The organism is Alkalihalobacillus sp. MEB130 (genome assembly GCF_032335535.1).
Taxonomy (GTDB): domain Bacteria; phylum Bacillota; class Bacilli; order Bacillales; family Bacillaceae_D; genus Halalkalibacter.
This window is the reverse complement of the sequence record NZ_JAOANA010000028.1, coordinates 1-12400: the sequence shown is the minus strand read 5'-3', so window position 1 is coordinate 12400 and position 12400 is coordinate 1. Positions and strand designations below refer to the sequence as shown.

Below are 12400 nucleotides of genomic sequence, written 5' to 3'. Positions count from 1 at the left end.
TATACCGGTTTTCAGCTACCCCGGCTCTCTGCATAGCAACGCTACCTATAGATGACTTGCTGTACTCATCCCTTCATTGGACCATGTTATAGACTGTCATTTCTACTATGTCAAAATTCTACCCAAAATATACCTAATTCGCTGTTTCTAGTCAAGAGCGGTTATACAGCGTAGCAAATGGCGTCTTTTCTTTTTTCAAGATTCCTTCACTGCTTAGTCGGTCAAGCTCCTGTTTCCAAGTTTGTACATCCCAATTCTTTTCTGCTTCTTCGTTTAGCTTAGTAAGGTGTGTCATAATGTTCATTTCAGCTAAAGGAAAATACCCATCTAGTGCTTTTAACAACTGTTCAGAGTCTTGTTCTTTCATTTTTTTCAATTCATCAAATGGGTTTAATGTATGCGGGCTCGCAGAATGGGCCATGCGAATTCGAATTGCCATCGTTCTTCCCATGATAGCAGAAGAAACGAAAACATCACCAGAACGCAAATAAGGAAGACGTTTCCCTTCATCATGTGTCAGGTCAGTTTCTTCTTTAATCGTTTGAATGTCCGTTCCACGAACCGTCCGAAAGACAAACTTCGAATTCAGCTGAGCCGTAATGGTTTCATCAAGCAAAGTCGGACGCTGCGTCGCAAAGATGAGAAAGACTCCATATTTCCGCCCTTCCTGAGCTATTTCTTTTAAAACCGATTTTGCAGGCGCATCATAGCCTTTCGGTGCAAAATTATGGGCTTCGTCTGTTACAACAACAAAAGGCGGAAAAAACTCACCTTGTTTTTGTTGAAGCTTGGCATCGCGAAACGATCGGCGCTTTCCGTATAAAGCCCCAATAACATAGCTAGAAAATACTTGTAAGAGCCATACAGGCCCTTGAATCACGACGAGCTTACCAGCATGAATTCCTTGCTCAATCGCTCGGATGTTTTGTTGAAATAAACCTGCTTGATAGAGACGATTCACACGCCATGAAATTCCTTTTACCGATGCAAGAGGCAAGCTGCCAAACTGATCGAGCAACTTCTTAAACGTTGAATAACGTGTGACCTCATCTCTTGTCATTCCACCGTCATGGAGCAGCGCTTCTATTTTTTGTTTTCCAAGTTCTAACGCCTCCGCTAGATTAGCAATCCGATCACTAAAAGACTGATAGCTATCTTTTCTTTTATGTACAGTTTGGATGACATTAATCATCGATTCTGTAAGTGACCCTGCTGCTGACAAAAGCCGTTCAACATCTCGTGTTGATAAAGCAGAAAAATCAACGCCCACATCTTGGCCAATTTGGACAACCGTGTAACGTTCACGATATGAAACAACTCCTTGTGTACCCGATGCCTCTGTCTGAAAATTCATTTCAAAATGCGGATCAAAAACGAGAGTCGGTATTTGTAATTTCATTAATTCTTCAAGCATCACTCGGAGGCCAAATGATTTTCCTGACCCGGATCCACCGAAGACACCAATATGTGGGTATTGCTGCATCGCTCTTATATCAAAAATAAAGGGAACGCCGTTTTGATTGCGTAACCCATTATGATCATGAATGTGCAACAGTCCTTTTAATGATTCTGGCAATGTAGAATCAATAAAATCGGTTGATTTCACTTCCCCTAACACAAGGCCGTCTTCAGGTGCCGTTTTTACTAATAAATCTGAGATTTCATTAAAATGAGGGTGTCTAACAGCTGATCCTGTTTGAATCGGTTGTACCGCTTCCTCAAATAAACGCACTTTTGCTAAATGAATGTCATCTGCACCGATATCATAGCCAATATGCTCCAACGTCTTTAAAACTTGATCATCGGCAATTCCTTTATCAAAGCCCATTGGAATATAGCGATTGTAAGAGAATGTCTCTACGACCTCTCCTTTCGGTTGGTATAGCGCCTCATCTTCAATGACTAGCATTTCATTCATGCGAAACTTATGTATTTTAGAAGCAACATACACTTCATGCTGCGTCGTAACCCCTACAATTTGCATAATGCAACCTCCTCATTCTTGTTTAAAACTATACGTTAATATGGTCTGCCCGCTCGTTTTTTCTCAAAAAATCGTTTTCTAATATCTGTCTCAATATATTGTTCAACGAGTGCTTCTACCAGTTTATCTGTTACTCTCACTTCTCTGTCAATATGGTCCAACCATAGGGGAATGCCGCGTCCATCTCTAGGAGTCAGTGTTAATAAGAGACTGGCAATCTCTTCTTTATAAGAAGCTTGTTCTTCTAACACATCAAATCCAGTAATGGCAGGATCGGATGTTAACCTCATCCAAACAGATTGTAGTCCAGCTTTGCTTTGGATATTTTCGACAAATACCATTTCTTCCTGTTTAAGCACGCCAAATAATAGGTCACGATCGTATGTATGAGGCTGTTTGGAAAATGCTTCAAATGCCTCTAACTTCACTAAATTGGCGGTTGTAATTTCTTCAGAAACACCAACTAACAATACATTTTTCTCGAGTGCCATTTTTCGTAGCAAATCCCATTCTTCAGGAGCATCGATTCGATAATGATACAACGCACCGTCCATAATTAAAATGGCCAACGATCTCTCTTCCATTAATTGAATAGCAACTTTTAACTCTAGTTTTGCTAACAAATGTGAGCGGTAATTGACTGGCTTGTCTTCCTCTTCGGTCTCTTCATTATGCAACAACGGCGAAAATAAATCTGTTGCTTTGCACTCGTATCCCGTTGTCGTTTTCGCCAACGCCTGAAATAAATACAGTATATGAGGAGCTTCTCCTTTTGTTTGATTAACTGAGCCATCAACCCCAGCTAATTCCTTGCCTTGTAACCAGTGGGAAAGTGCACTTGTCGAAAGACGTGAAATATGTCGAATTTCCGCATCCGCATCTTGAAGTTTTTGTCGAATGGTCTCGTTATCCGTAGGAGTTTTTTGGTAAATTTCATGTAAATTTTCATTTAAATCTTTGATTTTTTTTACTAAATCAGGATACATCTCTAACATTATTCGTTTCTCCTCCTACGTAAAAATCCTACTTTATCAAGGTTTTCAAACTTGATCGTCCTAAAATTTGTAACAAAAAAACAATTGACTTGATTTGGAAACACTGGTACTCTAGATACAGATAGAAAATTGTCGAATAATGACACAAAATAAATTTGTTCTATAGTCTGAGAGGAGACACAATCATGAAATCTACTGGTATCGTTCGTAAAGTTGATGAATTAGGACGTGTTGTTATCCCGATTGAACTACGTCGTACTTTAGACATAGCTGAAAAGGATGCACTTGAAATTTACGTTGATAATGATCGTATCATTTTAAAAAAATACAAACCAAATATGACTTGCCAAGTAACTGGAGAAGTATCTGATGAGAATCTTTCTGTTGCAAACGGCAAAATCATTCTTAGCCCACAAGGCGCACAAGAAATTATTAAAGAACTTCAAGAGTACGTTTCTCGTTCAACTCAAGCATAATATAATAAAAAGGGTGGCTACCCATAGTTCTACCACAATGATAATGTTGTCGGTATGTTCTTGGGAAGTCACCCTTTTTAGCTAGTCTACCTTCGGGTTTCTCTTCGATGTATAATGGCTTCTCTCGCTGTGTGTATTTTGAGGGCACTGAAAAAGGTGAAAATTGTACCTTTTTCAGTGCCCTTTAAGCAATAAGCGGAAACGTGTTCTTCTCATGTTCGTTCCATTGCGCTTCAGTCACTCGCACCCGCAAGGAGGTGCCGAGCCTCCTCGGCTGCGCCAGAGGGGTCTCGCCCCTACCTCTGCATCCCGCAGGAGTCGAGTGACTTCCGCTCCATTTCACTACGAGGAAAAACTATTTCATAGCAACAATCTTTACGGAAACAGCGTTTTGAAAAGCGCCCAAAACACTCAAAAGACTACGGCGGCTCCGCTCATTGTAAGCTAGTCTTAAAAGGGAAAACCGCCCTTTTTTATCTGATCTATCTTCCGTTTACTCTTCGATGACAATGGCTTCTCTCGCCGTGCGTATTTTGGGAAAAGCGCCCAAAATACTTAAAACATTACGGCGGCTCCGCTCATTGTAAGCTAGTCTTAAAAGGGAAAACCGCCCTTTTAAGACTAGCTATGATATTCTGCGTAGACGAGGCGTTTTTGGATGTTTCTTTCTTTTGCTACTTGCTTTATCGCATCTTTGGATGACATTCCTAGTTCGATGTAATGATTAACGTGCTGCAAGGTTGTTAGGGAATCCCACCATTGGTCGTCTTCTTCTTTATTTTGGTTTCCTTCTACTACAAGGCAAAATTCACCTTTCACTGTCCCTGTTTTACTCCACTCAATCGCTTCTTCTATTGTTCCTCGTTGGTACTCCTCAAATTTCTTTGTTAGTTCTCGACTTATACTGATCTTACGATTTCCAAGCGCTTTGTGCATGGCTTCGAGTGCTTCCTTTAATCGATGAGGTGATTCGTAGAAAATTAACGTCGTTGGGTTTCCTTTTATTTGTTCAAGAAACTCTTGACGTTGCTTGTTTTGACGTGGAAGAAATCCTATAAACTCAAACCGCTCTGTGGATAATCCTGATGCAATTAAACTTGTTAATGCTGCATTTGCTCCTGGTAAAGCAATTACTTTTAATCTCTCCTTTAATGCCTCTTGAACAAGGTCTTGTCCGGGATCGGATATAGCGGGCATTCCCGCATCACTTACTAAGGCCACTTGTTTGCCAGCTTTCATTTGTTCAATTAGTGAATCTCCAGCTTTTCTTTTATTGTGTTCATGATAACTTACAAGAGAGGTATCAATCTCAAAATGATTAAACAGCTTTCTTGTTTGTCTTGTGTCTTCTGCTGCTACAATATCTACTTCCTTAAGCATTCGAACAGCGCGAAAGGTCATATCTTCAAGATTTCCTATTGGTGTCGGAATTAAATAAAGTGTTCCTTCCATAGAATCACTGTAACTACTTTGTTCGTTCATTTTTTATATCCCTTCCTTGAACTCTCATACTCATGAGAACGTTATTTCACATCTATGCCTTCATAAATAGAACGAAATGATTCACTGTACGTTCCTTGTTCATTATAAACAACGATTGGTGGCAAGCAAGTTACACCTGATTTCCCATCTTTAATTCCTTCAACAAGAACCATATTTGCTTCTTTTTGTTCTTTCGGATGAACGAATTGAATCCGTTTTGGTTCAATTCGATAGGTACGCATAAGTGTCATTATATCGGTTAGTCTTTCTGGTCGGTGAACCAATGCAACCTTCCCTTTTTGCTTTACATATTGACTACACACTCGAATGACATCTTCTAGCGTACAGTAGATCTCATGCCGCGCAATCGCTAAATGTTTATTTCGATTTTTTTCATGTTCCGTTACCGTTTCAAAGTACGGTGGGTTACATGTTACAACATCAAAGGAAGAAAGTGTGACCTCAGATGGAATTTGATTAAGATCTGCTTCCATGAACTCGATTTGGTTATGTATGTCATTTAACTGTAGCGTTCGATTGGCCATCTCAACAAGTTTGCTTTGTATATCAATTCCTACAATCCTTGCCTTTGACCTGGTTGTCAGCAAAACAGGGATGACCCCGTTTCCTGTACATAAATCTAAAATATTGCCTTTTTGTATTGGTACATGTACAAATCGCCCTAATAGTATGGCGTCAATTGAAAATGAGAAAACGTGCGGACTTTGAACAACTCGTAAATCGGTTCCAGCTATATAGTCTATACGTTCTCCTTCCTGTAGTTTCACTCGTTTCGTGCACTCCTTTATTAGGCAGAAAGACAGATCTTTCGTTTTCTAACGTAAGATCTGTCCCCCTTAATAATAGTATTTACTTGCCATGGTACGTCTTTATTTTTGATGTAAGAAAGATAAGCAGAATAAGCAATCATCGCCATCTGAACGAATACTCCCATAATGAGTATTACAAACATGAAACCCCTCTTGATACAACCTGGCTAAATTATCATACCCTTCACCTACATACGGTTTCTTAGCCTTTGTTTCCTTATTCTGTCCTTCTTCTTGAGCTTCCTCTTGAGCTTCTAGACGATCCCTAAGATTTTCATTTTCGATATGAAGATAATGATTTTCTTCAATTAGGTAGGCCAACTGTTCCTTCAACCCTCGTAACTCATGATGCAATTCACCTAGCCGCTCTTCTAGTTGGCTCACCTGTGTAAAAATTGCTTTTTTGTCCACGATGCTCCCACCCCATTATTCTGTGGCTTCAGTCGGCACGCCCTCTTTACTCATAAGCTCGTCCATTGTAAACTCGACTATTCGCTCACCTTCAACTAATTCAACCTGAATAACTCGTTCGAGTAGATTTAAGCCAATTACTTTCCCTTTTCCTTCAGGTGTTTTAACTCGTTTACCAACATCAGGTAGTTCCTTTTTCGCTGACTCATACATGTCGTTTTCATATTTAAGGCAGCACATTAATCTACCGCATAACCCAGATATTTTAGCTGGATTCAATGAAAGAGATTGATCTTTTGCCATCTTAATAGATACCGGCTCAAAATCACCTAAAAATGAAGAACAGCAAAGGACACGACCACATGGTCCAATTCCACCTAGCATTTTTGCTTCATCACGGACGCCAATTTGACGAAGCTCAATCCTTGTTCGAAAGACGGCTGCTAAATCTTTGACTAACTCCCTAAAATCTATTCGACCATCTGCTGTAAAATAAAATAACACTTTATTTCGGTCAAATGTATATTCAACATCGACAAGCTTCATATCAAGCTTGTGTTCAATGATCTTCTCTGTACAAACTTCAAATGCCTTTTTAGCTTGTTCTGTGTTTTCCTTAACGACTAATTTATCTTTCTCTGTAGCAATTCGAATCACTTGCTTAAGCGGAAGAACAACATCGTTTTCGCCTACTGTTTTCGTACCTATGACAACGCGGCCAAATTCAACGCCTCTTGACGTTTCAACGATTACCGTTTCTCCCTTCTCCAACTGAAATGAACCAGGGGAGAAATAATAGATTTTGCCCGCTTTCTTAAAGCGTACACCGACAACTTGATGCAACCTTCTATCCCTCCTGTATATTAAGCAACAGCTTCTCCATCAGTAGCTGAGGGTTCACATTAGCGGTAAGTTGTCTTTTTGCATAAAGAACAGCTGACATCTTTTGACTAATCGTTTCCTGCGAACTAGTGAGAGCTTGCTGTTGTAATAGATCAATTTGATCAATATAACTTAAGGAGTCCACTTTTCCAACCTTTGTAAACATTAAATCACGCAGCCATAAGAGAATCATATCCAAACCCAAATCGATTTGTGACTTCTCTTTAAAAAGAGGCAGCCATTTCTCTTGTAATGTAAAAAGAACTTGAGTCGGTCTAGTATAGAGCTCCTCCATCAATTGTATCACTACGGTTCGTGCTTGTGCAATCCAATCTCCCTCTAACAACTGCTCTGCTTCAGCATAACTTGTTGTTAAACTAGCCAATAAACTGGAAATAGTGTTAGAATTTCCATCTTTCACGAGTTTGTCTAAGAAATTTTCTCTAGCAAGAGGGGCAAAAGTGAAATGCTGACTTCTTGAATGGATCGTTGGTAGCACTTTACTTCCTTGCTCCGTTAAAAGAATAGCTAATGTCTCTGTCGCAGGTTCCTCGAGAAACTTTAGTATGCTATTTGCTGCACCAGTTGTCATTAAATCAGCATGTTCAACGATATATACCTTTTTCGCTGATTCTACACCTCGATAAGAAAACTCTTTTTGCAAATGTTCGACTTGATGCTTTTTAATAGATAACCCATCTGGTTCAATGATATGTACATCAGGATGATTGCCATGTTCAATTCGACGGCAATTCGAACATTCCAAACAAGGGTTCGCTCCATCTGATTTTTCACAAAAGAAGCTCTTCGCTAAGTGAAGAGCTACGACACGCTTACCGGTTCCTTTGCTACCTTCAAATAAATAGGCATGCGCTAGACGATTTTTTTCTAACGTTTTAACAAGCAAATCGGTAATTCGTGGTTGGATTTCTTTCAATTCATTCCAAGTTTGCATTGAGTTCACACCTTTAAAATTGCTCAAACTGCTCAACTGGTAAAACAAATACCGTTGCACCACCTACCTGAACTTCAACCGGATAAGGAACATACGAATCTGCATTTCCACCCATTGGCGAGATTGGTGCGACAAGTTGGTCTCGACTTTGGCAGTTTTCTTTAATTATAGACATTACCTCTTCCATATTCTCATCTTCTGTTCCTATTAAAAAGGTAGTGTTTCCTGCTTTCAAAAAACCTCCTGTACTAGCAAGCTTGGTAGCGCGATAGTCCGCTTTCACAAGTGCATCAGAAAGTCGATTGCTATCTTTATCCTGGATCACAGCCATTATTAATTTCATTTGTAACAGCTCCTTTATTCCTAACGTATGCGCTGAACAAAGAAATTGATTTCCTTCATCGCATCTTGATAAACGTCCTCAATATCTTGATTCGCATCGATACTCTTAATTCTTTCAGGATAAACATTCATCACTTTTTGATAACCTTCTCGAACCCGTTCATGAAAATCTAACTTTTCTTGATCGAGTCGATTCACTTCACGAGCTTCATCACTTTTAATACGAGTTAAACCAATCTCAGGGTCAACATCAAAAAATAGTGTTAAATCTGGTAAATACCCATCAATGGCAAATTCATTAATCGCTTTTACTTCTTCAAATCCAATACCTCTAGCATATCCCTGATAAGCCAGACTGCTATCAAGGAATCTGTCGCAGAGAACGATTTTGCCTTCTTTTATGGCGGGTATAACTTTTTCTACAAGATGTTGTCTTCTCGCTGCTGCATAAAGTAATGCTTCTGTTCGACTATCCATTTCTGTATGTGTAACATCTAAAATCACAGTTCTAATTTGTTCAGCAATTCGTATACCGCCTGGCTCTCTCGTTCGAATCACATCGAACCCTTTGTTTGTTAACTCTGCTTCCATTCGATCTAAGACCGTTGTCTTTCCAGCCCCTTCTCCACCTTCTACTGTTACAAAAAGACCTTTACTCATAGCTATCCTCCGAATCAACTACCAAAACATCCTTTACCTCTTGTTCAGTTTGAAATGTTGCGCCTGCTGCAATCAATTTCTCTATTTGCTCTACTGTTTGCTTCGTTATTCTCTCACCTGGTAAGACAATAGGAATGCCAGGTGGATACGGGATAACAGCTTCAGCAGAAATAGCGTCAACAGCTTCTTCAAAATGGACACGCTTTTTTGGTACGCGACGCAACTCAACTGAACTTAATTCAAGCTTCTGACTGTTCATCTTTATATTCTGAAAAGAATTTGAGCTTACCTCTTCTATTACTTCATATTGTTCTAACGATTGACGTAGAGCGTGAAGATGCGTGAAAGGAAGCTCCGAGACTCCTAAACCACAAACAAGGAGAACATGTTTGTCATCAGCAAGCTCAGGGTAAAGATTATGTTTCATAAACATGTCTTGCAGTTGGAACCCTGTTAAGTTTGTTGTTGTCCTTATTGTAACTTTTAATGGATCACAAAGATAGGCATCAGGCCAATTAACTATTTTGATTTGCTTAATGGTAGTTAATTCTTTCTTAAACTCCTGGACTCCTGCTAAAACTTGATTTATTTCTTCTTTTGAAAGAGCCTCTGCATAAGACCTCGCCCCATCTAATGACGCCATTAATAAGTAAGATGGACTACTCGATTGAAACATCGTTAAGGCTTCCTTTATACTATGTCGGATATAGTCAGATAGTTTATCGTTTATATGTAAAAATGAACTCATTGTTAAAGCAGGCAGCATTTTATGTGCAGACTGAACGACAACATCTGCCCCTAGATTTAGCGTAGACGTCGGAAAAGGAGATCCCACAGCATAATGTGCAGCATGAGCCTCGTCTACTAAAACAAGAAGGCGATGACGCTTTGCATACGTAATGGTTGCTTTAAGGTCGATACTGACCCCGTAGTAGTTAGGATACGTCAAAACTAACCCTTTTGCTTCTGGATAGTCATGCAACGCCTCTACTAACGTTTCTTCACTAATCCCAATCGGAAGCTCTGTATATTGATCAAATTCTGGTGTTAGTAAAATAGGTACTACCCCAGCTATCTCTAAGGCATGGAAAACGGACTTATGGCTGTTCCTTTGAACGAATACCGTATCTCCTCTATTAAATGCTCCATAAATCATGGCTAAGTTTCCTACTGTTGAACCACCTACTAAGAAAAAGGTTTCTTTTGCTTTATAAAAATTAGCTGCCTTTTTTTGTGCTTCTGAAATCGCCCCTGTTGGAGCATGCAAGTCATCTAAGCCCGCTAGTTCCGTTACATCAAATCCCAGTGCTCCTTCAAACTGTTTATAAATTGACTCATGAAAAAACAAGCCATTCTTATGACCTGGAACATGAAAAGAAGTGGGATTATTCTTTTTATAATTATGTATCGCTTTAATTAAGGGAGTATCATTATAAGTCAACTTCACTTTTCTCCTTTTGTTGCATTTATTTTACTATGATACTGTACTTTTCTACCTGTGTTAAGAATGTCAGCTTAAAGCACCTGTTTGGTTACGTTTTTTGTATGAAAAGTAAAAGCAAGCCTATCTCTAGGCTTGCTCTCTTATCCTATAAAGTTAGTAGATAAATTTCTCATTTGTTTTACATATGTTTCATACATGTCATCTTCTTCATTTAGATGTAACAGTTCAGCCTCACATGCTTCGCACATAAATGTGTTTAATACTTGTAAACCTGCAGCCTTTCTCTTCTTACACACCATACAGCAATCCCCTAGCCGCACTTTCATTGTTTTCGTCTTCGGCATATCCATCACCCCTGACATCAGTATCGGCTATTCACATACACTTCATACATGACTTCCTTTTAATCTATTCATTTTTTTGTAGTTTTGTGCCTATCCCAAATAAATTATCCTTTTGGAATACAATGTTTCATTTTACAATCTCATAAGAAAAAAACATTGTCGTCTGTAAAAACATTTTAATTAGTGAAAAAACAAAGGAATGATTACCTCTGAGATATGAATAAGCTTCCCTTTATTTACTCATCTTAACAAGGAGCATAATGATTGGAGGTATCAAGATGAGCCAGAAACGCGATAAAGGTTATAGTCAAAAAGGAAAACCAAACAGCAATACAGTAGATAACGTAATCGCAGCCGAGGAATTGGAAAAAGCCATTCATCCTACTAATAAGCCCCCTCGTAATGCTAATTAAGAAGGTTGATTTGTTAGATGTGAAATATTGTTAGGGTGTTAATACGTTTAAAACCGCTTTAAGAGCGGTTTTTTCATTTTAATTAAAGAGGTTGCGTATTAAACAGTGCAAGAAGCTTACTCGATGTTAAAAGAAGTGTAGGATACAAACGGACACCAGGTTCGCTAGTTCACAGAAAATATCCATTTCAAATTTTAGACGGACACAGTGGACCTTATTTGACAAAAAAGAGCGTCTACACAGTAGAAATAAGTAAGATAGAGTCTTCTCAGTCCGTTTAGAACTTCAAATCGACTTATATTTATAAAATAAAGGAACCACAGTCCGATTAGAACACTCTAGAAGGGTATTACTGTCGATCTATTAGGATAAGATGTTGATTCTGCTGCATTCATTACCCGCAACCTAACGTCCTGGCTCACTATTTCTCTTCTATGGGATGATTACCATTACTCACGATGTAACACCGGCTTGTTGGGCGAAGAAGCTGGTTCTGCTCTATCTATGTTACGTGAAGCCCATCCTCTTGCCTTTTATATGGAGCGTGCCCTGCCTGGCAACGTCCTGGCTCACCCTTTCTCTTCTATGGGGATGTTTACCATGAAGTGATTTCTTGGAAGTGTCCCACGTCGTGTTACGAAGAGAAAAGGTTCGGACTCACAAGGGGACATGATGTATTTCAAGTAGCTTACTCACGATGTAACCATCGGCTTAGTCATGGAAGACGTTGGGTCTTCTGCTATATTAACGTTATGGGAATCCCTAACCTCATGCCTTCTATATAGAGCGTGCCCTGCCTGGCAACGTCCTGGCTCGCCATTTCTCTTCTACGGGGACGTTCATTACGAAGCTTCTCTTAGAAGAGTCTCTTGCTGTTTTACGAAGAGAAACAGCTCGTCTCACAGGGGGACATGATGTTGTTTCAGAGAAGTTTATTCACGAAGTAACCATCGGCTTACTCGGAGAAGACTCTGTTCCTCCGGAACAGTGCTCTTCAGCGCCCTTCTACTTTTTATGCACAGAAAAAAGCATTCCGTAATGGAATGCTTTTAGGGTGCCTGGCAACGTCCTACTCTCACAGGGGGAAGCCCCCAACTACCATCGGCGCTGAAGAGCTTAACGACCGTGTTCGGCATGGGAACGGGTGTGACCTCTTCGCTATCGCCACCAGACTATAGAATT

The 12400-nt window shown here is 39.6% G+C and carries 13 protein-coding genes, 1 rRNA gene and 1 other annotated feature (1 of these 15 cut by a window edge); of the genes, 2 read left to right on the top strand and 12 right to left on the bottom strand.

From position 1 onward, the window contains the following. Positions 1–86 (bottom strand) — a binding site (T-box leader) (it extends 166 nt beyond the left edge of the window). A 65-nt stretch (positions 87–151) separates the two neighbouring features. Further along, positions 152–1984, bottom strand: coding sequence for an ATP-binding protein (locus tag N0O92_RS20745; RefSeq protein ID WP_315616587.1), 1833 nt, complete (start codon positions 1982–1984; stop codon positions 152–154). 35 nt (positions 1985–2019) lie between these two features. Further along, on the bottom strand, positions 2020–2979 hold the full coding sequence (locus tag N0O92_RS20740) for a DNA double-strand break repair nuclease NurA (RefSeq protein WP_315616585.1): 960 nt from the start codon (positions 2977–2979) through the stop codon (positions 2020–2022). 185 nt (positions 2980–3164) lie between these two features. Here N0O92_RS20740 and N0O92_RS20735 point away from each other — a divergent pair, with 185 nt between their 5' ends. After that, on the top strand, positions 3165–3455 hold the full coding sequence (locus N0O92_RS20735; RefSeq protein ID WP_315616583.1) for a transition state genes transcriptional regulator AbrB: 291 nt from the start codon (positions 3165–3167) through the stop codon (positions 3453–3455). A 621-nt stretch (positions 3456–4076) separates the two neighbouring features. Here the strand turns inward: N0O92_RS20735 and rsmI are convergent. The 9 genes from rsmI to N0O92_RS20690 all read right to left on the bottom strand — a co-directional run bounded on the left by rsmI (position 4077) and on the right by N0O92_RS20690 (position 10805). Beyond that, on the bottom strand, positions 4077–4937 hold the full coding sequence (gene rsmI, locus N0O92_RS20730; RefSeq protein WP_315616582.1) for a 16S rRNA (cytidine(1402)-2'-O)-methyltransferase: 861 nt from the start codon (positions 4935–4937) through the stop codon (positions 4077–4079). A 41-nt stretch (positions 4938–4978) separates the two neighbouring features. Further along, complete coding sequence (locus tag N0O92_RS20725; protein WP_315616579.1) at positions 4979–5725, bottom strand: tRNA1(Val) (adenine(37)-N6)-methyltransferase; 747 nt, start codon at positions 5723–5725, stop codon at positions 4979–4981. Between the two features lie 102 nt (positions 5726–5827). After that, positions 5828–6178 (bottom strand): DNA replication initiation control protein YabA, encoded by a 351-nt coding sequence (gene yabA, locus N0O92_RS20720; protein WP_315616577.1) that lies wholly within the window; start codon positions 6176–6178, stop codon positions 5828–5830. 15 nt (positions 6179–6193) lie between these two features. Continuing rightward, on the bottom strand, positions 6194–7021 hold the full coding sequence (locus N0O92_RS20715; RefSeq protein ID WP_315616575.1) for a PSP1 domain-containing protein: 828 nt from the start codon (positions 7019–7021) through the stop codon (positions 6194–6196). A gap of 4 nt (positions 7022–7025) precedes the next feature. Continuing rightward, on the bottom strand, positions 7026–8015 hold the full coding sequence (holB, locus tag N0O92_RS20710) for a DNA polymerase III subunit delta' (RefSeq protein WP_315616573.1): 990 nt from the start codon (positions 8013–8015) through the stop codon (positions 7026–7028). A 13-nt stretch (positions 8016–8028) separates the two neighbouring features. Continuing rightward, positions 8029–8358 carry a cyclic-di-AMP receptor gene (locus N0O92_RS20705; protein ID WP_315616571.1) on the bottom strand — a complete coding sequence of 110 codons (330 nt, stop codon included), beginning with the start codon at positions 8356–8358 and terminating at the stop codon, positions 8029–8031. Positions 8359–8378: 20 nt separating this feature from the next. After that, positions 8379–9017, bottom strand: coding sequence for a dTMP kinase (tmk, locus tag N0O92_RS20700; protein WP_315616569.1), 639 nt, complete (start codon positions 9015–9017; stop codon positions 8379–8381). Continuing rightward, positions 9010–10458 (bottom strand): aminotransferase class I/II-fold pyridoxal phosphate-dependent enzyme, encoded by a 1449-nt coding sequence (locus N0O92_RS20695; RefSeq protein WP_315616567.1) that lies wholly within the window; start codon positions 10456–10458, stop codon positions 9010–9012. Before N0O92_RS20695 ends, tmk begins: the two co-directional genes overlap by 8 nt. Before the next feature lie 143 nt (positions 10459–10601). Then, complete coding sequence (locus N0O92_RS20690) at positions 10602–10805, bottom strand: sigma factor G inhibitor Gin (protein ID WP_315616565.1); 204 nt, start codon at positions 10803–10805, stop codon at positions 10602–10604. Between the two features lie 278 nt (positions 10806–11083). Here N0O92_RS20690 and N0O92_RS20685 point away from each other — a divergent pair, with 278 nt between their 5' ends. Continuing rightward, positions 11084–11218, top strand: a complete 135-nt coding sequence (locus tag N0O92_RS20685; protein WP_315616563.1) for a hypothetical protein — start codon at positions 11084–11086, stop codon at positions 11216–11218. A gap of 1056 nt (positions 11219–12274) precedes the next feature. On the opposite strand, the gene rrf is transcribed toward N0O92_RS20685, so the two are convergent. Continuing rightward, positions 12275–12390: ribosomal RNA gene (rrf, locus tag N0O92_RS20680) — 5S ribosomal RNA — on the bottom strand. Positions 12391–12400 lie beyond the last annotated feature (10 nt).